Below are 20970 nucleotides of genomic sequence, written 5' to 3' on the forward strand. Positions count from 1 at the left end.
CTTAAAAATTAATTTTGTTGAATATCCTGGATGTGGAGCACTGCGTTCTTGCCGTTGCGCGGGGTGGCCAGAAAACCCGAAAAAGTCCAGAGACTTCCGATGTTCTGCCTCGCCAGCCGCTCGGCCATTGCACCAAAGGCAACGGCCTTGATGGCAGCCTTGACGGCCCGGGGGTGACCTGCCTCTATCTGTTGCGACTCATGTTCGAGCCGCAGGTTGATGGCAGGCAAACCGGCGGGGGTGTAGCGCAGGGCCTCAGCCTCTGCGATACATGCTGTCAAGACGACACGGTTCTCCACTCCAAAGTGGATGGATCAGCGCTCGCCAGCCGCTGCGTACTCGGCCTGGCTGGCCTTGCGGGCCTCTTCGCGCTCAACAGTCTTCATCATGGAAGATGGGCCAGTTTCAGCCTTCTTCTTCTGGACAGTCAGGTGGCGCAGCACGGCGTCGTTGAACTTGAAGGCATGCTCCAGCTCAGCCATCACAGCCTGGTCGGCTTCGATGTTCACGCACAGGTAGTGGGCCTTGGCCAGCTTGTTGATCAGGTACGCCAGTTGACGACGGCCCCAGTCTTCCACGCGGTGCACCTTACCGCCGCCGGCGGTGATCATGCCCTTGTAGCGCTCCAGCATGGCTGGAACTTGTTCGCTTTGATCCGGATGGATCAACAAAATGATTTCGTAATGACGCATGCATACTCCTTTTGGATGAAGCCGCCCGCTGCGTCCCAATCTTTTCGAGATTGTGCGGTGTGGCAAGGCAAAGCCGGAAATTATAGCCTTTGGCAGCACACTTGTACACTCTGGCTGCTTTTTGCCTTTCCCATACTGGGCAAGCTCCTGGAAAAACAGCCGCTCCAAGGGCCAAACCAAGGTTCTTTTGCCCCCACGACTTGAAATTCAGCGAAAGCCCCCAAGCTCTCGCGCGTACTGTTTTATTTACAAAGACTACGACATGTCCGACAACAGCCAGAACACATCTTCATCAGCCGCCCCGTCCCCCGAGGAAGTGGAAGCCGCCATGGCCGCCAATGCCTCCGACGAGCTGGCGCGCCTGCAAGGCGAGTTGGCTGAGCTCAAGGCCAAGAGCGCTGAATTGGCAGACCAGTTCCTGCGCGCCAAGGCAGAGGCCGAAAACGCCCGCCGCCGCGCCGAAGACGAAGTAGCCAAAGCCCGCAAGTTCGGGATCGAGAGCTTTGCCGAAAGCCTTCTGCCCGTGGCAGACAGCCTGGATGCAGCCTTGGCCATCAAGGAAGCCACGCCCCAGCAACTTCGCGAAGGAGCAGACGCGACCCTGCGCCAACTCACCTCAGCTCTGGAACGCAACAAGGTGCTGGCCATCAATCCCGCAGCGGGCTCCAAGTTCGACCCACACCAGCATCAGGCGATCAGCGTCGTGGCTTCTGAGCAAGAGCCCAACACCATCGTGGCTGTGCTGCAAAAGGGGTATGTGATTGCGGAGCGTGTGCTGCGCCCTGCACTGGTCACTGTCAGCGCCCCCAAGTAAATTTTTCAAGATAAATCGAGAGGGACGACTTGAAGCAACGCAAGTTATCCACAAGTTACTAGTCATCCAAACTATTCAAGCATTCGGAGAAAAATCATGGGAAAAATCATCGGTATTGACCTGGGCACCACGAACAGCTGCGTCGCCATCATGGAGGGCAACACCACCCGCGTGATCGAAAACAGCGAAGGTGCACGCACCACGCCTTCCATCGTCGCCTACCAGGAAGACGGCGAGATCCTCGTCGGCGCATCGGCCAAGCGCCAGGCCGTGACCAACCCCAAGAACACGTTGTTCGCCATCAAGCGCCTGATCGGCCGCAAGTTCACCGAAAAAGAAGTGCAAAAGGACATCGACCTGATGCCTTACTCCATCGTGGCCGCCGATAACGGTGACGCCTGGGTGGAAGTGCGCGGCAAGAAGCTGTCGCCCCAGCAAGTGTCGGCCGACATCCTGCGCAAGATGAAGAAGACCGCCGAGGACTACCTGGGCGAGCCCGTGACCGAGGCCGTGATCACCGTGCCTGCGTACTTCAACGACGCACAACGCCAGGCCACCAAGGACGCTGGCCGCATTGCCGGCCTGGAAGTCAAGCGCATCATCAACGAACCCACTGCCGCAGCCCTGGCCTTTGGCCTGGACAAGCAGGAAAAGGGCGACCGCAAGATTGCCGTGTATGACCTGGGCGGCGGCACATTTGACGTGTCCATCATTGAAATCGCCGATGTGGATGGCGAAAAGCAGTTCGAAGTGCTGTCGACCAACGGCGACACCTTCCTGGGCGGCGAAGACTTCGACCAGCGCATCATCGACTACATCATTGGCGAGTTCAAGAAAGAACAAGGCGTTGACCTGTCCAAGGACGTACTGGCCTTGCAACGCCTGAAGGAAGCCGCTGAAAAGGCCAAGATCGAGCTGTCGAACTCCGCATCGACCGACATCAACCTGCCTTACATCACCGCTGACGCCTCGGGACCCAAGCACCTGAATATCAAGCTGACCCGCGCCAAGCTGGAGCAGCTGGTGGAAGAACTGATCGAGCGCACCATCGCCCCTTGCCGCACGGCCATCAAGGATGCCGGTATCAGCGTGTCGGACATCAACGACGTGATCTTGGTCGGCGGTATGACCCGCATGCCCAAGGTGCAAGAGAAGGTCAAGGAATTCTTCGGCAAGGACCCCCGCAAGGACGTGAACCCTGACGAAGCCGTGGCCGTGGGCGCCGCCATTCAAGGCCAAGTGCTGTCGGGCGACCGCAAGGACGTGCTGCTGCTGGACGTGACTCCCCTGTCCCTGGGCATCGAAACCCTGGGCGGCGTCATGACCAAGATGATCACCAAGAACACGACCATCCCCACGAAGTTCGCACAGACCTTCTCGACGGCCGATGACAACCAGCCTGCCGTGACCATCAAGGTTTACCAAGGTGAACGTGAAATGGCTTCGGGCAACAAGCTGCTGGGCGAGTTCAACCTGGAAGGCATTCCACCGGCAGCCCGTGGTGTTCCACAGATCGAAGTGTCGTTCGACATCGACGCCAACGGCATCTTGCACGTGGGCGCCAAAGACAAGGGCACCGGCAAGGAAAACAAGATCACCATCAAGGCCAACTCGGGCCTGTCGGAGGAAGAAATCCAGAAGATGGTGAAGGATGCCGAGCTGAACGCTGCCGACGACAAGAAGAAGCTGGAGCTGGTGCAAGCCCGCAACCAGGGTGAAGCTGCCGTGCACAGCGTGAACAAGAGCCTGGCCGAGCATGGCGACAAGCTGGAAGCCGCCGAAAAGGACGCAATCACCGAGGCTGTCAAGGCTTTGGAAGAAGCTCTGAAGGGCGAGGACAAGGCCGCCATCGACGAGAAGACCACGGCACTGATGGCTGCCAGCCAGAAGCTGGGCGAGAAGATGTACGCCGAGTCGCAGGCCGCGCAAGCAGCCCAGGCGGCAGGCGGCGCAGAAGGCGCAGGCGCTTCGGCCGGTGCCTCTGCCAAGCCCGCTGACGACGACAACGTGGTCGACGCAGAGGTCAAGGAAGTCAAGAAGGGCTAATCGCCCCTCGCGTTGACCCCAGCCGCCGCGCGGGGCCGAAAGAGCCTGCACACACAGGCTCTCAGGCTTGCGCGGCGTTCCTGTTCCAACCGGGCCAGAGATCACCATGTCGAAAAGAGACTTTTACGAAGTCCTGGGCGTTGCCAAAAACGCTTCGGACGAAGAAATCAAGAAGGCTTATCGCAAGCTGGCGATGAAGCACCACCCCGACCGCAACCAGGGTGATGCAGCCAAGCCCGCCGAGGAGAAATTCAAGGAGGCCAAAGAGGCCTACGAGATGCTCTCCGACCCGCAAAAGCGGGCCGCCTACGACCAATACGGCCACGCGGGGGTAGACCCCAACATGCGCGGCCCCGGGGGTGGAGCAGAAGGGTTTGGCGGCTTTGCCGAGGCGTTTGGCGACATCTTCGGCGACATGTTCGGCCAGCAGGGCGGGCGCCGGGGCGCAGGTGGCCGCCAGGTGTACCGTGGCAGCGATCTCAGCTACGCCATGGAGATCACGCTGGAAGAAGCAGCGCGCGGCAAGGATGCGCAAATCCGTATCCCGTCCTGGGATTCGTGCGACACCTGCCACGGCAGCGGTGCCAAGCCAGGCACCAGCGCCAAGACCTGCGGCACCTGCCAGGGCTCTGGCACGGTGCAAATGCGCCAGGGCTTCTTCAGCGTGCAGCAAACCTGCCCGCATTGCCGTGGCACGGGCAAGATCATCCCCGAGCCCTGCACTGCATGCAGCGGCCAGGGCAAGATCAAGAAGCAGAAGACGCTGGAAGTAAAGATTCCTGCGGGCATCGACGATGGCATGCGCATCCGCAGCACCGGCAACGGCGAGCCAGGCACCAACGGCGGGCCACCCGGCGATCTGTACATCGAAATCCGCATCAAGAAGCACGACATCTTCGAGCGCGATGGCGATGACCTGCACTGCCAGGTGCCCGTGAGTTTCATCACGGCAGCACTGGGTGGCGAGATCGAAGTGCCCACGCTGGCCGGCAAAGCGGCTATTGACATCCCTGAAGGCACGCAGGCTGGCAAGCAGTTCCGCCTGCGCGGCAAGGGCATCAAGGGCGTGCGCTCCAGCTACCCTGGCGACCTGTACTGCCACATCGCGGTGGAAACGCCGGTCAAGCTCACCGAGCACCAGCGCAAGCTGTTGCGCGAACTGGAAGAGTCCCTGAAAAAAGGCGGCTCACGCCATTCGCCCAGCGGCGAGAGCTGGACAGACCGTCTGAAGAACTTCTTCAGCTGACCGGTTTTCGTGCGCTGCACCAGCGCACAGCCAGGCGGCAGCGCTGTAGCCTCCACAAAAAAAGCGACCCGGTTTACGCCGGGTCGCTTTTTTTTCATGCATCGCCCGCAAGAACGAACCGCCAATCCCAAGTCCCATCGTTGATGACCATCAAGACTCCCCATGGACTGAGCAGCGCCCCCGCTGAGCGCCAGCTACGCAGCGCATACCATGGAGGCCTGCAGCAACGGGAGAAAAACACATGAGCGTGGGCATCACCTTTCTGGGCGGATCCGGCACCGTGACCGGGTCGAAGTACCTGGTGCGCCACAACGGCAAAAGCATGCTGATTGATTGCGGGCTGTTCCAGGGCTACAAGCAACTGCGCCTTCGCAACTGGCAGCCACTGCCCTTGTCGCCCCACGAGATCGATTCGGTGGTTCTCACCCACGCCCACCTGGACCACAGCGGCTACCTGCCCCCGCTCGCCCGCGACGGCTATCACCGCGACATCCACGCCACGCGCGGCACCCGCGACCTGTGCGCCATCCTGCTGCCTGACAGCGGCCACCTGCAAGAGGAAGACGCAGCCTTCCTGAACCGCCACAAACTCAGCAGCCACAGCCCTGCGCTGCCGCTGTACACCCGGCTGGATGCCCTGCACTGCCTCAAGCAATTCAAGCCCCATGGCCTGCACCAACGCTTTGAGCCCCTGCCCGGCTGGTACGCCACGTTTTCAAACGCCGGGCACATCCTGGGCGCGGCCAGCGTTCTGCTGGAAGTGGGCGGGCGCCGGATTCTGTTCTCGGGCGACCTCGGGCGGCCCGATGACATGCTGATGAACCCGCCCGACGCGCCACCCAAGGCCGACACGGTGCTGGTGGAATCCACCTACGGCGACCGGGAACACCCGGCCGAAGACTTGTTGAGCGAACTCGGCCCCGCGCTGGCGCGTCTGGCTGCACGCGGGGGCGTGGCCGTGGTGCCGGTGTTTGCCGTGGGGCGCGCGCAGGTGGTGCTGCATGCCATCGGCTTACTTAAAGCGCAAGGCGTAATTCCAGCCTCACTCAAGGTGTTTCTCGACAGCCCCATGGCCGTCAGCACCACGGGGCTGTACCAACACCACCTGGGCGAACACCGCCTCAATGCCCGGGAAGTGAACGCGCTGGAGCATGGCGCGACGATGGTTCAAACCCCAGAACAATCCAAAGGCTTGGCGCGCTTGCATGGCCCCATGGTCATCCTGGCAGCCAGCGGCATGGCCACGGGCGGCCGTGTGCTGCACCACCTGGCGCTGCACTCTGGCGACCACCGCAACATGATCATCCTGACAGGCCACCAGGCCCCCGGAACCCGTGGCGCACGCCTTGCCGACGGCGAGCGATCCATACGCATTCACGGGCAAGACGTTGCCGTACGGGCGGAAGTAGTCAAGCTCAACTCCGCTTCTGCCCATGCAGACAGCCACCAGCTCATCGCCTGGCTGCGCAGCATGGAGCACGCACCCGACCGGGTGTTTGTCGTGCATGGCGAAATGAGCGCATCAGACCAGTTGCGACAACGCATCTCGCACGAGCTGCACTGGCAAGCCCAGGTGCCCGAGCACGGCTGCACCGTCGAGCTGTAGGCTGGGGCTTGGCCTGCGTTGGGTGCGGCAACATCGCACCCCACAGCCTAAATTTTCAAAAAAGAGAGCGCCTGGCGCTTATCCAGCAAGGCTTGGGGGCATATTTCATTAGAAATTTGCCTCTCGCCCTGGCTTCCTTGCCAAAACCCGATAACGATGCAAGTCATCGTGTTTGGCGATGGCTTTGAGTGAAAATTGGATAGAAAATAGAAAGCCTTCTCCGAACAAGAAGGCAAGCCCTTTCAACGCCCGCCATGAAAAGCTCAGAGCGCAACTTTGCGCGCCGCATTGACCTCACCTCGCTGCAACTGTTTGTGGCAGTGTGTGAGCTCGGCAGCATTGGCCGTGCGGCGGAGCGAGAATTCATCGCCGCATCGGCCGTGAGCAAGCGCCTGTCCGATCTGGAAGCGGCGGTAGACACCGCCCTGCTCTACCGACACAGCCGCGGCGTCACCCTCACCCCCGCGGGCGAAAGCCTGCTGCACCATGCGCGCACCGTGCTTTTCGGGCTGGAGCGCATGCAGGGCGAATTGAGCGAATACGCCGAAGGCGTGCGCGGCCATGTGCGCGTGCACGCCAACATCTCGGCCATCTTCCAGTTTCTGCCCGAAGACCTGGGCGCGTTTGCACGCCAGCACAGCCAGATCAAGATCGACCTGCAGGAACACCTGAGCACCGCCGTGCTGCACGCCGTGCAGGAAGGCGCCGCTGACCTGGGCATTTGCAACGTGGGCATGGGCAGTGGCGGCACGCAAGAGCTGCCCAGCCGCCCTTACCGCTCTGATCGATTGATGCTTGTAGTGCCCGCAGGGCACGAGCTGGCGGCGCTGGATGCTATTGATTTTGAAGCGGTTCTGGACTGGGACATCGTGGGCCTGCATGCCAACAGCAGCATCAGCCTGGCCATGCGCGCAGCAGCGGCTGCCGCCGGTCGCCCGCTGCGCCAGCGCATCCAGGTCACGGGGCTCGATGCCATGTGCCGCATGATCGACAACGGCCTGGGCGTGGGCCTGCTGCCCGACCGCGCCTTTGCGCTGATGCGCAGCGTGGGCCGCCTCACGGCCGTGCCCCTGACGGATGCCTGGGCCCGCCGCGAACTGCGCGTGGTGGCCCGCGACTTTGACGCCCTGCCGGTCACATCACGCCTGCTGGTAGAACACCTCACAGCCCCGCGCCAGGCCGCGGCACAAGCCACGATAGCCACCCCGGAATTGGCACCGCAACACTAGAATCATTGACCCACCTGAAAGAAGACCACGCTATGGGACGCACCCTCTACGACAAGATCTGGGACGAGCACGTTGTCCACACCGAAGAAGATGGCACGTCCATCCTCTACATCGACCGGCACCTGGTGCACGAGGTGACCAGCCCCCAGGCGTTTGAAGGCCTGCGCGAAGCCGGCCGCAAGGTCTGGCGCACCAGCTCCATCGTGGCCACCGCCGACCACAACACGCCCACCACCGGCTGGGAAAAGGGCTACGACGGCATCACCGATCCGATCAGCAAAGAGCAGATCACCACGCTGGACAAGAACATGGCGCAGATCACGCCCGCCGCGTTCTTCCCCTTCATGCACAAGCGCCAGGGCATCGTGCACGTGATTGGCCCTGAAAACGGCGCCACCCTGCCCGGCATGACGGTGGTGTGCGGCGACAGCCACACCAGCACGCACGGTGCGTTTGGCGCACTGGCCCACGGCATTGGCACTTCGGAAGTCGAGCACGTCATGGCCACGCAAACCCTGCTGGCCAAGAAGGCCAAGAACATGCTGGTGCAGGTCGATGGCACGCTGGCCAAGGGTGTCACGCCCAAGGACGTGGTGCTGGCCATCATCGGCAAGATCGGCACCGCTGGCGGCACCGGCTACACCATTGAATTTGCAGGCTCTGTCTTCCGCGCCATGAGCATGGAAGGCCGCATGACGGTGTGCAACATGGCCATCGAAGCCGGTGCCCGCGCCGGCCTGGTGGCCGTGGACGACAAAACCATTGAATACGTGAAGGGCCGCCCCCTGTCGCCCACCGGCGTGGAATGGGACCAGGCCGTGGCGTACTGGAAAACGCTGCACTCGGACGCCGACGCGAAGTTTGACGCCGTGGTCAAGCTCGACGCCTCTGAAATCGTGCCGCAAGTCACCTGGGGCACCAGCCCCGAGATGGTGCTGGGCGTGGACGCCCGCGTGCCCGACCCTGACAAGGAAAAGGACGCCACCAAGCGCGGCGCCATTGAGCGTGCCTTGACGTACATGGGCCTGCAGCCTGGCAGGCCGATCAACGACATCACCATCGACAAGGTGTTCATCGGCTCTTGCACCAACAGCCGCATCGAAGACATGCGCGAAGCCGCTGCCGTGGTGAAAAGCCTGGGCCGCAAGGTGGCCAGCAATGTGAAGCTTGCCATGGTGGTGCCCGGCTCGGGCCTGGTCAAAGAACAGGCCGAGCGCGAAGGCCTGGACCAGATCTTCAAGGCCGCAGGCTTTGAATGGCGCGAGCCCGGCTGCAGCATGTGCCTGGCCATGAACGCTGACCGCCTGGAGCCCGGCGAGCGCTGCGCATCCACCAGCAACCGCAACTTTGAAGGCCGCCAGGGCAATGGTGGCCGCACCCATCTGGTGAGCCCCGCCATGGCAGCCGCCGCCGCCGTGCATGGCCACTTTGTGGACATCCGTCAATTTGCCTGACCCTCAACCAAGGAGCACACCATGAACAAGACTGTCGCCTTCATCACCCTCGCGCTGGCCTTTGTGCTGGCGGGCTGCAACACCGTGCAGGGTGTGGGCAAAGACATTGAACGCGCAGGCAACGCCATTGAGCGCGCCGCCAAGTAACACAAGGCCATCCATGCAGAAATTCACCTTGCTCAAGGGCCTCGTCGCCCCCATGGACCGCGAGAACGTCGACACCGACGCCATCATCCCCAAGCAGTTCCTCAAGTCGATCAAGAAGACGGGCTTTGGCCCCAACCTGTTTGACGAGTGGCGCTATCTGGACAAGGGTGAGCCCGGCATCCCCGAGAGCCAGCGCAAGCCCAACCCCGACTTCGTGCTGAACCAGCCGCGCTACCAGGGCGCCAGCATCCTGCTGGCCCGCAAGAACTTCGGCTGCGGCTCCAGCCGCGAGCACGCGCCCTGGGCGCTGGATCAGTACGGCTTTCGCGCCATCATTGCGCCCAGCTTTGCCGACATCTTCTTCAACAACTGCTTCAAAAACGGCTTGCTACCCATCGTGCTGCCCGAGGCCACCGTGGCCCAGCTGTTTGACGAAGTGGCCGCCTTCCCCGGCTACCAGCTCACCATCGATCTGGAGCGCCAGGTCATCGTGCGCCCACAGGGTGAAGAGATCCCGTTCGAGGTGCAGGCTTTCCGCAAGTACTGCCTGCTCAACGGCTTTGACGACATCGGCCTGACCCTGCGCCAGTCCGACAAGATCAAGGCCTTTGAAGCCCAGCGCCTGGCCACCAAGCCATGGCTCGCGCACTCGATGGTTTCCTGATCAGACATTAAGCAAAAATGGCCTCCAGCGCTTATCTGATAAGCGCTGGCAGCTATCAAAAGTAAAGCACCAAACAATGAAAATCGCAGTTCTGCCGGGTGACGGCATCGGTACCGAAATCGTGGCCGAGGCCGTCAAGGTCTTGAAGGCACTTGACCTGAAGTTTGAAATGGAATCCGCTCTGGTGGGCGGCGCCGCATTCGACGCCCATGGCCACCCCCTGCCCGAAGCCACCCTCAAGCTGGCCAAAGAGGCGGATGCCGTGCTGTTTGGTGCCGTGGGCGACTGGAAATACGACAAGCTCGACCGCCCCCTGCGCCCGGAGCAAGCCATTCTGGGCCTGCGCAAGAACCTGGGCCTCTTCGCCAACTTCCGCCCTGCCATCTGCTACGAGCAGCTCGTCGGCGCCTCGAGCCTCAAGCCCGAACTGATCGCGGGCCTCGATATCCTCATCATCCGCGAACTGACGGGCGACATCTACTTCGGCCAACCCCGTGGCCGCCGTACAGCGGTGGACGGGCACTTCCCCGGTGCGGAAGAAGCCTTCGACACCATGCGCTACAGCCGCCCCGAGATCGAGCGCATCGCCCACGTCGCCTTCCAGGCCGCCCGCAAGCGCAACAAGAAGGTCACCAGCGTGGACAAGGCCAACGTGCTTGAAACCTTCCAGTTCTGGAAGGACGTGGTGACCGACGTGCACAAGGAATACCCCGACATCGAGCTGCAGCACATGTACGTGGACAACGCAGCCATGCAGTTAGTCAAAGCCCCCAAGGCGTTTGATGTGGTGGTGACCGGCAACATGTTTGGCGACATCCTGAGCGACGAGGCCTCCATGCTCACCGGCTCCATCGGCATGCTGCCCTCGGCCAGCCTGAACAGCAGCAACCAGGGCCTGTACGAACCCAGCCACGGCAGCGCCCCCGACATCGCCGGCAAAGGCGTGGCCAACCCCCTGGCCACCATCCTGAGCGCCGCGATGATGCTGCGCTTCAGCCTGAATCAGGAAGAAGCCGCTCAGCGCATCGAAGCCGCTGTGCAAAAGGTGCTGGCGCAAGGCCTGCGCACGCCCGATATCTACAGCGAAGGCACCACCAAGGTGGGCACCGCGCAGATGGGCGATGCCGTGGTGAAGGCGCTCGCCTGATCCCAGGTTTGCCATGACATTTCAAGGGCGGCTGTGGCCGCCCTTTTTCTTTGCACAATCGTCGTATGCAATTCCCGCATTGGCCCATGCACGCAATCGGCTAGAATCTGCGCATGTTTGCCGCCCGCCCGTTCGTCCTGAACACCGCTACTGCCGCCCTGGCAGGCGTGGCTGTGCGCGCAATCACCACCAAAACCACGACCATTATTAAGGGCTGATCCAGCTCCGGTACCGTCGTGCGCCCTCCCTGGCCAGACGAGCCGGGGCAAACAGTCTGGTCTGGCACTGTTTCTTAATCTGAAAGGGCGTTGAAATGAGCAAGTTGGTAGGTTTGGTCGGCTGGCGCGGCATGGTCGGCTCGGTGTTGATGGACCGCATGATCGAAGAAAAAGACTTCGACTTGATCGAGCCATTGTTCTTCTCCACATCCAACGCAGGCGGCAAGGCCCCCGCACAAGCCAAGAACGAAACCACCCTGCAAGACGCGTACAACATCGACGCCTTGAAGCGCTGCGACATCATCATCACGGCTCAAGGCGGCGACTACACCACGCAAGTCTTCCCCAAGCTGCGCGCCGCAGGCTGGAACGGCCACTGGATCGACGCTGCATCGACGCTGCGCATGGAAAAGGACGCCGTCATCATCCTCGACCCCGTCAACATGCCCGTCATCAAAGATGCGCTGGCCAATGGTGGCAAGAACTGGGTGGGCGGCAACTGCACCGTGAGCTGCATGCTGATGGGCGTGGGCGCCCTGTACAAGGCGGGTCTGGTCGAATGGATGAGCACCCAGACCTACCAAGCCGCATCGGGCGGTGGCGCGCAGCACATGCGTGAGCTGCTCACGCAATACGGCACGTTGAATGCCGAAGTGAAGTCTCTGCTGGATGACCCCAAGAGCGCCATCCTGGAAATCGACCGCAAGGTCATCGCCAAGCAGCGCAGCCTGTCTGCCGCTGAAACCGCCAACTTTGGCGTGCCCCTGGGCGGCTCGCTGATCCCCTGGATCGACAAGGACCTGGGCAACGGCCAGTCCAAGGAAGAGTGGAAGGGCATGGCCGAAACCAACAAGATCCTCGGCATGGGCGAGGGCTTTGGCTCGGCCGCCATCCCGGTGGACGGTTTTTGCGTGCGTGTGGGCGCCATGCGCTGCCACAGCCAGGCTCTGACCTTCAAGCTCAAGAAGGACGTGCCCGTGGCCGATATCGAAGCCATGATTGCGGCCGACAACGAGTGGGTGAAAGTGGTGCCCAACACACGCGAGGCCACCATCAAGGATCTGACCCCCGTGGCCGTGACCGGCACCATGACCATCCCTGTAGGCCGCATCCGCAAGCTGGCCATGGGCCCCGAGTATGTGGGTGCCTTCACTATTGGCGACCAATTGCTGTGGGGCGCTGCGGAACCCCTGCGCCGCATGCTGCGGATTTTGTTGTCCGCCTGATTTCAAAGGCCTGCACCCAGCGCGCAAAACCGACGTTTTGCGCGCTTTTTTCATTCTCGAGCGCAGAAACAACCAGTTACGCCACGTTGTCGAATGGCAACAGGTTTACGCCTCAAATGAGAGCCCATGGTTGCCCACCAAAGCTTCGACGCCACCTCAGCTTGTCACTGCAAAACATTGCTGCTATGGTGCTTTTTACATATTTTCACGCTCCGGGGCGGGAACAGCACATGAGAAAAACAACACCGCTCGACCGAGCCGCACCACCTAATCAGTTGATGGCAAACATGCATCGTTGGAAATTTTCAGCTCTGGCGGCTGCTGCCGTGCTTTGCGTCGGCCTGCACGCAGGCGAGGCGTCTGCTTTGGCCCTGGGGCGAATCACGGTGCAATCAGCGCTGGGTGAGCCCTTACGCGCCGAGATCGACGTACCTCAAATCACTCAGGCGGAAGCTGAGACCCTGCGTGCAACAGCGGCATCACCCGAGGTGTTCCGATCCCAAGGCATGGAGTTCAATCCGCTGATGAACGCCTTGCAGATCCAGCTGCAACGCCGTGCGGATGGCAGCGCCGTGCTGCGGGTCACCAGCGACCGCCCAGTCAACGATCCGTTTCTCGATCTGGTCCTGGACACCACCTGGGGCACAGGCAAGATTGTTCGCAGCTACACCCTGCTGTTTGACCCACCAGCATTGCGCAGCGCCGCACCTACAGCCACAGCAGCGCCCCAGATCACTGCGCCAGCCGTGGCACAGCAACGCCCCGCCCCTGCGCGTGTAGCGACTCCAGCCGCACCCGCCGTGCGTGCACCTGCAGCATCGCGCCCCGCCCCCGCCGAGGGCGTGACCGTCAAGCCTGGCGACACGGCCGGTCGCATTGCAAATGCCCACCGCCCTGCAGATGTTTCTCTGGACCAGATGCTGGTGGCCCTGATGCGCGCCAACCCCGATGCATTCATCCAGGGTAATGTGAACCGTGTGCGTGCCGGCTCTGTGCTGCAGATTCCGGATGAAGCCACCGCCAAGTCGGTGTCCAACACCGAGGCTCGCCAAATCCTGGCAGCCCAAAGCCGCGACTTCAACACCTTCCGCCGCAAGTTGGCTGATGCCGCACCGAGCGCAACAGTGGCCTCGGCCGAGCGCTCGGCCAGTGGCAAGGTGCAGGCCCAGGTGGAAGACCGCAAGCCCGCAACAGCTGCCCCAGACAAGCTGACCCTCTCGAAGGGTTCGCTCAAGGGCCAAAAGGCTGCTGAAGACCAGTTGGCGAAAGACAAGCAAGCCAGCGAGGCCAATGCCCGTATGGCCGAGCTGTCCAAGAACATCAGCGACCTGAACAAGGTCAGCGCGGCCTCTGCTGCAGGCGCGGCTCCAGCCACCGCCCCAGCGGCCAGTACGCCTGCGGCGATCAAGGCAGAAGTGCCCGGCGTTCCCGCCACCCCGACAGCCCCGCAAGCACCTGCTTCGACACCCGAGGTGCCAGCCGAAGCGGCCAGCACCCCTGAGGATGCTGCGTCCGCTCCTGATACCACTGCGTCTGCACCTGCCGCCGAGGCATCTGCACCTGCAGCGCCCGCACCCAAGGTGGTCGTGCCTCCTCCACCACCCATCGAAGAGCCCAGCTTCCTTGATGGGCTGATGGAAGACCCCATGATTCCATTGGCCGGTGGCGGCCTGCTGGCTCTGTTGATCGGTTATGGCGCTTACCGTGTCGTGCAGCGCCGCCGTGGCGCTGGCGGCGTAGACAGCTCCTTCATGGAAAGCCGCATTCAGCCTGACTCGTTCTTCGGCGCCAGCGGTGGCCAACGCATCGACACCGCCAACAGCGAAATGACCACGGGCGGCTCTTCCATGGCCTACTCGCCCAGCCAGCTGGATGCTGGCGGCGATGTGGACCCTGTTGCAGAAGCCGACGTCTACCTGGCCTATGGCCGCGACCTGCAAGCGGAAGAGATTCTGAAAGAGGCGATTCGCCACAACCCCGCACGGGTTTCCGTCCACGTCAAGCTGGGCGAAATTTACGCCAAACGCCAGGACCGCAAGGCCCTGGAAGCAGTGGCAGGCGACGTGTTCAAGCTCACCCAGGGTGAGGGCCCCGACTGGGCCCGCATCACCGAACTGGGCCGCGGCCTGGACCCGGAAAATGCCCTGTACCAACCCGGTGGACGCCCCGGCGGTGAAGTCGCTCAGCCCGCCCCCGCAGGCGGCTTTGCGAGCACGATGCCCGCCGCGATGGGTGCCGTTGCGGCTGCTGCACTGCCTTCTGATCTCGACCTGGACCTGGATCTCGACCTGCCAGATGATGCCCTGACGGATGCCCCCGCCGCCGGTGGGTTCGCCGCAGCGGCCGCGGCCTCCGGCCTGGCTCCAGAAATGGAACTGCCTTCGCTGGATGACGAGCCAGAAACGGCCCGTGCCCCTATGGTGGAAGCAGCTCCGACACTCGACCCACTGGGCGCCGCAGATGATCTGAGCATTGCACCCTCGGGCCTCGCGCCTTTGTCGTCTGACACCCCAGACAACAACACGCTGGAATTCGATCTGGGAGATCTCTCGCTCGACCTGACAGCGCCTTCCACCCTCAGCACGCCCACGCCGAGTACACCATCGGTCAGCGAAGAAATCACCACGGCATCTGCACCAATGGGTGACGATGACGATGATGGCGAGGCTGCTGCTCATGACGATCCTCTGGCGACCAAACTGGCGCTGGCGGAAGAGTTCAACGCGATCGGCGACACCGATGGTGCCCGCACCCTGATCGAGGAAGTGGTGGCAGAGGCGACAGGCGCACTCAAAACCCGCGCCCAGCGCTTGCTGGCTGATCTGGGCTGATGCCGCCAGAGCTGACACCCGAGAGCCCGACCAACGCCTCCTCCTCCAACGCCACCGTGAGGATGGCGTTGGGCGTCAGCTACAACGGGCAAGGCTACAACGGCTGGCAGAGCCAGTTATCTGGCAACACTGTTCAAGACAAGCTCGAAGCAGCCCTGGGCCGCTTTGCTACGCATACAGTGAGCACCCTGTGTGCGGGCCGCACCGACAGTGGGGTGCATGGGCTGATGCAGGTCGTGCACTTCGACACGCCCCTGAATCGCCCCAATGCCTCCTGGGTTCGGGGCACCAACACCTTTTTGCCACACGACATTGCGGTGCAATGGGCGCAGCAGGTGCCTGACAGCTTTCACGCGCGCGCCAGTGCAACGGCCAGGCGCTACGCTTACGTGCTGCTGCAGTCACCCGTGCGCCCCAGTGTCGAGTCTGGTCGCGTGGGCTGGGTACACAACCCACTCGATGGGGATGCGATGCGGCAGGCCGCCAGCATCTTGCTCGGTGAGCACGATTTCACATCGTTCAGGGCATCTGCCTGCCAGGCCAAGACGCCGGTCAAAACGATCAAACGCATAGAGATCACTGACCGCCGTGCCGCAGCGCCGCACCCCGAACTGGGCTGGAGCCCCTGCTATTGGCGTTTCGAGTTCGAAGCCAACGCCTTTTTGCACCACATGATCCGCAACATCATGGGCTGCCTGATCGCCGTCGGAAGTGGCAAGCAGCCAGTAAGCTGGATGCAGAGCGTGCTCAATGCGCGGTCGCGCGATGCGGCAGCACCCACCTTTTCCCCAGACGGGCTGTATTTTCTGGGCCCGGTCTACGATGCGCAGTGGAAGCTTCCTCAAAGCACCCCTCCCTTTGCCTGGCTGCCATGACCACCCACCACTCTGCTGAAACCGCCTCCACACCCCACCCGCATGGCTTCGCAACGAAACCCCGTGCCATGACCAGCGAGCGCACGCGAATCAAAATCTGCGGCCTGACCCGGGAACAGGATGTGGATGCCGCCGTGGCGGCGGGTGCCGACGCTGTGGGTTTCGTGCTGTATGCGCCCAGCCCCCGCGCAGTCACCCCTGAGCGCGCTGCGCAATTGGCACGCAGACTCCCGCCATTCGTCACCCCCGTGCTGCTGTTCGTGAACGAGAGTGCTATTAATATTGCAGCTGCCAGCGCAATGGTGGCGGGCGCTATCGTGCAATTTCATGGTGATGAAACGCCGGCCGATTGTCTGCAAGCCACAGGCCACGGGTTGCGTCCATTTTTGCGGGCTGCACGCATACCCCTAGGCGATGGGGCTGAACGCTTCGACCTCGTAAAATACGCGCAGGATTTTTCACACGCCCAGGCCATCCTGCTCGACGCACATGTCGACGGCTATGGCGGCGGCGGCAAGGCATTCAATTGGTCACTCCTTCCACCAAGCGTCAGCTCTCACCTCGTTTTGTCTGGTGGACTCACGCCTGCAAACGTGACCGATGGCATTTTGCAAGTCCGCCCGCGAGGCCTCTCGCTGGCGGTTGATGTCAGTTCCGGCGTTGAAGCCGATGGCCCCGATGGCAAACCCATCAAGGGCATCAAGGACGCCGAAAAAATCCAACGCTTCGTTGCCGCCGTGCGTGCGGCCGATGCCCAACTTGCAAAGAATCCCCATGAGCTCTTATCAGCAACCTGACGCCTCCGGGCACTTTGGCCCCTACGGTGGCAGCTTCGTCAGCGAAACCCTGACCCACGCCATCCAGGAACTGCGCGAGGCATATGCGCGCTACCAGAACGACCCAGAGTTCCTGGCAGAATTTCAGTACGAACTCAAGCATTTCGTGGGCCGCCCCTCGCCCATCTACCACGCGGCCCGCACCAGCCGTGAAATGGGCGGTGCGCAGATTTACCTCAAGCGCGAAGACCTGAACCACACCGGCGCGCACAAGATCAACAACGTGATTGGCCAAGCCATGCTGGCCAAGCGCATGGGCAAGCCCCGCGTGATTGCCGAAACCGGCGCAGGCCAGCACGGCGTGGCCACTGCCACCATCTGCGCACGTTATGGCCTGGAATGTGTGGTGTACATGGGCGCCGAGGACGTGAAGCGCCAGAGCCCCAACGTGTACCGCATGAAGCTGCTGGGTGCCACCGTGGTGCCCGTCGAATCTGGCAGCAAGACCCTGAAGGATGCCCTGAACGACGCCATGCGCGACTGGGTGGCCAATGTGGACAACACCTTCTACATCATCGGCACCGTGGCGGGCCCGCACCCGTACCCGATGATGGTGCGCGATTTCCAGAGCGTGATTGGCAAGGAATGCATTGAGCAGATGCCCGCCATGCTGGCCGAACAGAAAGTGCTGGGCGAACAACCTGATGCCGTGATCGCCTGCGTCGGCGGCGGCAGCAATGCCATGGGCATTTTCCACCCCTACATTCCGTTCGAGAAAACCCGACTGATTGGTGTGGAGGCTGCGGGCGAGGGGCTGGACTCTGGCCGCCACTCCGCATCGCTGCAAAAAGGCAGCGCCGGCGTGCTGCACGGCAACCGCACCTTCATCCTGCAGGATGACAACGGCCAGATCACCGAAACCCACAGCATCAGCGCGGGTCTGGATTACCCCGGTGTGGGGCCAGAACATGCGTGGCTGCAGGAAATCGGCCGTGCCGAATACGTGGGCATCACCGACAAAGAGGCGCTGGACGCCTTCCACTACCTGTGCCGCACCGAGGGCATCATTCCCGCGCTCGAATCCAGCCACGCCGTGGCCTACGCCATGAAGCTGGCCAAGACCATGCGCCCTGACCAATCCATCCTGGTCAACCTCTCCGGGCGCGGTGACAAGGACATTGGCACCGTGGCCGACCTCAGTGGTGCCGATTTCTACTGCCGCCCCAGCTGCCAGGGGCAGTCCGTCAAGGGCGGCGAGCAACCCGTCAAGGTGGTCAAATGAGCCGTATCGAAGCAACCTTTTCCGCCCTCAAGGCCCAAGGCCGCAAGGCGCTGATTCCCTATGTGACCGCCGGCTTTCCGTTCGCCGACATCACGCCCGCCCTCATGCACGGCATGGTGGAAGCGGGCGCTGACGTGATCGAACTGGGTGTGCCTTTTTCAGACCCCATGGCCGATGGCCCGGTGATCCAGAAGGCGGGCGAGAAGGCTTTGAGCCTGGGCATTGGCATGGTTCAGGTGCTGGATCAGGTGCGCGAATTCCGCAAGCGCAACAACACCACCCCTGTGGTGCTGATGGGCTACGCCAACCCCGTCGAACGCTACGACCAGAAGCACGGCACCCCAGGCACAACTGGCAGCGCCTTTGTGCGCGACGCAGCCGCAGCCGGTGTGGATGGCGTGCTCATCGTGGACTACCCGCCCGAGGAATGCGAAGCCTTTGCCGCCGACCTGCGCGCCCACGGCATGGATCTGATCTTTTTGCTGGCTCCCACTTCTACCTCCGAACGCATGGCCCAGGTGGCGCGCGTGGCCAGCGGCTACGTGTACTACGTGTCGCTCAAGGGCGTCACAGGTTCGGGCGCGCTGGACACAGCGGCTGTCGAACAGATGCTGCCCCGCATTCGCCAGCACGTTCACATTCCGGTGGGCGTGGGTTTCGGCATCCGCGACGCAGCCACTGCCCAGGCGATTGGCAAGGTGGCTGATGCCGTAGTGATCGGCAGCCGCATCATCCAGCTGATTGAAGACCAGGAACACGCCAAGGTCGTCCCCATGACCATGGATTTCCTGCGCGGCGTGCGCAAGGCGCTCGACGCATAATAGAGGGCATCCCCCTGAGCGGCTTTGCCGCTTCCCCCTTCTCCTTGTGCTGCGCACAGGAAGGGGGACGCTCCCAGCGCGGCGGGGCGGCCCTTGCGCGGGAGCCCTGATTGATGGGCAGCGCTAGCGTTAAGGCCGCGCCGCCACAGGCTCATTCATACAGAGGAAACCATGTCCTGGCTCGAAAAACTCCTGCCCTCCAAGATCCAGCAAACCAACCCCACCGAGCGCCGCCAGGTACCCGAAGGGCTGTGGATCAAGTGCCCGAGCTGCGAAACCGTGCTCTACAAGGCTGACCTGGAGCAAAACCAGAATGTCTGCCCCAAGTGCAGCCACCATCACCGCATTGGCGCCCGCGCACGGCTGGACGCCTTTCTGGACGCCGAAGGCCGCTATGAAATCGGCCAGGAAGTGCTGCCGGTGGACGCCCTCAAGTTCAAGGACAGCCGCAAGTACCCCGAGCGCCTGAAAGAAGCGCTGGAGAACACGGGCGAGACCGATGCGCTCATCGTGATGGGTGGTGCCGTCAAGAGCATCAATGTGGTCGCTGCGTGCTTCGAGTTCGACTTCATGGGCGGCTCCATGGGCTCTGTGGTGGGCGAGCGCTTTGTGCGCGGTGTCGAAACCGCCATCGAGCAAAAAGTGCCTTTCATCTGCTTTACCGCCACCGGCGGTGCCCGCATGCAAGAGGGCCTGCTGTCGCTCATGCAAATGGCCAAGACCAACGCAGCGCTGACCCGCCTGGCCAAGAAGGGCCTGCCCTACATCAGCGTGCTGACCGACCCGACCATGGGCGGCGTGAGCGCAGGTTTTGCCTTCGTGGGCGACATCGTGATTGCAGAGCCTAAAGCCCTGATCGGCTTTGCGGGTCCCCGCGTGATCGAATCCACCGTGCGCGTGACCCTGCCCGAGGGCTTCCAGCGTGCTGAATTCCTGCAGACCAAGGGTGCCGTGGACTTCATTTGCGACCGCCGTGAACTGCGCAGCACCGTAGCCAGCAGCTTGGCTATGCTGCAGCGTCTGCCAGCCGACGCGGTGGTGTAAGCCCACGCTACTGCGGTGCGGGGCGATTGTGAGAGATCGCTCTACCGCAAACGCTATAAAATTAATAGCTGCTAGCGCTTATCCAGTAAGCGCTGGCAGCTATTTTTTTTTGATATTCAGGGGAAGGAGTCGCAAAGCGTCAACCAAGCGCCTTTGCGACCCAGCAACCGATGGCCACACACGGGTGAAGCAGCAGCAGGGCAGCTTGGCCCCTGCCCAGCCTCAGCCCTGCAAAGCCCCCGTCAACACCGCTGCTTGCAAGTGGCCCAGCACGATCATGGCGATCTGCAGCAGCACCAGCAACACCAGGGGTGACAGGTCCAAACCGCCCACCAGCGGAACGACCCGCTGCACCGGCCTGAGCAGCGGTGCGCACAGCCGTCCAATCACATCCGACATGGGAGAGCGCGTCTGCACCCAGGACAGGATCGCGTGAACGATCAGCAGGCCGATCAAGCCCGAAATCGCGACCCGCACCAGACCGAAGGCTGCCAGCAAAGGCACCACTGCGCCAGAGATGGCGCCGCCCGCAATCAGCCACAGCAGGCCATATTGCACCTGCTGCACCAGCAAGCCCCCCACCAGGCTGGAGACGTCCCACTGGCCTGTGGGCGGAATCAGCCGGCGCAGCGGCATGATGAACCAGTCGGTCAACGCAAACACCAGAGCCCCCACCGGATTGGAAAAGGGCACACGCTGCCACTGCATGTACAGGCGCAACAGGCAAGCACCGGTCAACAGCCCACCAATGACATCGAGCAGCAAAGTAGCGATTTGATACAACATGGGAATCCACAAATGAAGGGGTGCCCCGGCGGAAAACCGGCTGCGCCGTGGGATGATAGCGGCCCA

At 62.3% G+C, this 20970-nt stretch carries 19 protein-coding genes; 16 read left to right on the top strand and 3 right to left on the bottom strand.

Annotated elements, in window-relative coordinates; genetic code table 11:
* Positions 1-8 precede the first annotated feature (8 nt).
* On the bottom strand, positions 9-299 hold the full coding sequence (gene priB, locus PQV96_RS15705) for a primosomal replication protein N (RefSeq protein WP_207373487.1): 291 nt from the start codon (positions 297-299) through the stop codon (positions 9-11).
* Positions 300-314: 15 nt separating this feature from the next.
* On the bottom strand, positions 315-692 hold the full coding sequence (gene rpsF / locus PQV96_RS15710) for a 30S ribosomal protein S6 (protein WP_015013245.1): 378 nt from the start codon (positions 690-692) through the stop codon (positions 315-317).
* Positions 693-954: 262 nt separating this feature from the next.
* Here rpsF and grpE point away from each other — a divergent pair, with 262 nt between their 5' ends.
* From grpE to accD, 16 genes are all read left to right on the top strand, one after another.
* Positions 955-1506, top strand: a complete 552-nt coding sequence (grpE, locus tag PQV96_RS15715) for a nucleotide exchange factor GrpE (RefSeq protein ID WP_273623502.1) — start codon at positions 955-957, stop codon at positions 1504-1506.
* A gap of 96 nt (positions 1507-1602) precedes the next feature.
* Positions 1603-3552, top strand: coding sequence for a molecular chaperone DnaK (dnaK, locus tag PQV96_RS15720; RefSeq protein WP_273623503.1), 1950 nt, complete (start codon positions 1603-1605; stop codon positions 3550-3552).
* Positions 3553-3658: 106 nt separating this feature from the next.
* Positions 3659-4798, top strand: a complete 1140-nt coding sequence (dnaJ, locus tag PQV96_RS15725; protein WP_273623504.1) for a molecular chaperone DnaJ — start codon at positions 3659-3661, stop codon at positions 4796-4798.
* 241 nt (positions 4799-5039) lie between these two features.
* On the top strand, positions 5040-6404 hold the full coding sequence (locus PQV96_RS15730; protein ID WP_273623505.1) for an MBL fold metallo-hydrolase RNA specificity domain-containing protein: 1365 nt from the start codon (positions 5040-5042) through the stop codon (positions 6402-6404).
* 254 nt (positions 6405-6658) lie between these two features.
* Entirely contained in the window at positions 6659-7633 is a 975-nt protein-coding gene (locus tag PQV96_RS15735; protein WP_273623508.1) for a LysR family transcriptional regulator, read from the top strand.
* Positions 7634-7665: 32 nt separating this feature from the next.
* Positions 7666-9087, top strand: coding sequence for a 3-isopropylmalate dehydratase large subunit (gene leuC, locus PQV96_RS15740; RefSeq protein WP_142083634.1), 1422 nt, complete (start codon positions 7666-7668; stop codon positions 9085-9087).
* A 21-nt stretch (positions 9088-9108) separates the two neighbouring features.
* Positions 9109-9234, top strand: a complete 126-nt coding sequence (locus tag PQV96_RS15745; RefSeq protein WP_273623509.1) for an entericidin A/B family lipoprotein — start codon at positions 9109-9111, stop codon at positions 9232-9234.
* A gap of 13 nt (positions 9235-9247) precedes the next feature.
* Positions 9248-9898, top strand: coding sequence for a 3-isopropylmalate dehydratase small subunit (gene leuD / locus PQV96_RS15750; protein WP_273623510.1), 651 nt, complete (start codon positions 9248-9250; stop codon positions 9896-9898).
* A gap of 76 nt (positions 9899-9974) precedes the next feature.
* A complete protein-coding gene (gene leuB, locus PQV96_RS15755) occupies positions 9975-11045 on the top strand; it encodes a 3-isopropylmalate dehydrogenase (RefSeq protein ID WP_273623511.1) in 1071 nt (356 codons plus the stop codon).
* Positions 11046-11358: 313 nt separating this feature from the next.
* Entirely contained in the window at positions 11359-12489 is a 1131-nt protein-coding gene (asd, locus tag PQV96_RS15760; RefSeq protein ID WP_273623512.1) for an aspartate-semialdehyde dehydrogenase, read from the top strand.
* A gap of 287 nt (positions 12490-12776) precedes the next feature.
* Positions 12777-15320 (top strand): motility hub landmark protein FimV, encoded by a 2544-nt coding sequence (locus PQV96_RS15765; RefSeq protein ID WP_273623514.1) that lies wholly within the window; start codon positions 12777-12779, stop codon positions 15318-15320.
* A gap of 56 nt (positions 15321-15376) precedes the next feature.
* Complete coding sequence (truA, locus tag PQV96_RS15770; protein WP_207373520.1) at positions 15377-16195, top strand: tRNA pseudouridine(38-40) synthase TruA; 819 nt, start codon at positions 15377-15379, stop codon at positions 16193-16195.
* A gap of 68 nt (positions 16196-16263) precedes the next feature.
* A complete protein-coding gene (locus PQV96_RS15775; protein WP_273625268.1) occupies positions 16264-16992 on the top strand; it encodes a phosphoribosylanthranilate isomerase in 729 nt (242 codons plus the stop codon).
* Complete coding sequence (trpB, locus tag PQV96_RS15780) at positions 16970-18253, top strand: tryptophan synthase subunit beta (RefSeq protein WP_066694905.1); 1284 nt, start codon at positions 16970-16972, stop codon at positions 18251-18253. The genes PQV96_RS15775 and trpB overlap by 23 nt, the downstream gene beginning before the upstream one ends.
* Entirely contained in the window at positions 18250-19074 is an 825-nt protein-coding gene (gene trpA, locus PQV96_RS15785) for a tryptophan synthase subunit alpha (RefSeq protein ID WP_273623515.1), read from the top strand. Before trpB ends, trpA begins: the two co-directional genes overlap by 4 nt.
* Before the next feature lie 171 nt (positions 19075-19245).
* Positions 19246-20118: an acetyl-CoA carboxylase, carboxyltransferase subunit beta gene (accD, locus tag PQV96_RS15790; protein WP_066784768.1), complete on the top strand. Its 873-nt coding sequence runs from the start codon at positions 19246-19248 to the stop codon at positions 20116-20118.
* A gap of 222 nt (positions 20119-20340) precedes the next feature.
* On the opposite strand, the gene PQV96_RS15795 is transcribed toward accD, so the two are convergent.
* The gene (locus PQV96_RS15795) at positions 20341-20904 is read right to left on the bottom strand and encodes a YggT family protein (RefSeq protein WP_207373478.1); all 564 of its coding nucleotides are present in this window, start codon (positions 20902-20904) and stop codon (positions 20341-20343) included.
* Between the last annotated feature and the right edge of the window lie 66 nt (positions 20905-20970).

Origin of the sequence: Acidovorax temperans (assembly GCF_028596105.1) — a bacterium.
GTDB lineage: Bacteria > Pseudomonadota > Gammaproteobacteria > Burkholderiales > Burkholderiaceae_C > Acidovorax > Acidovorax temperans.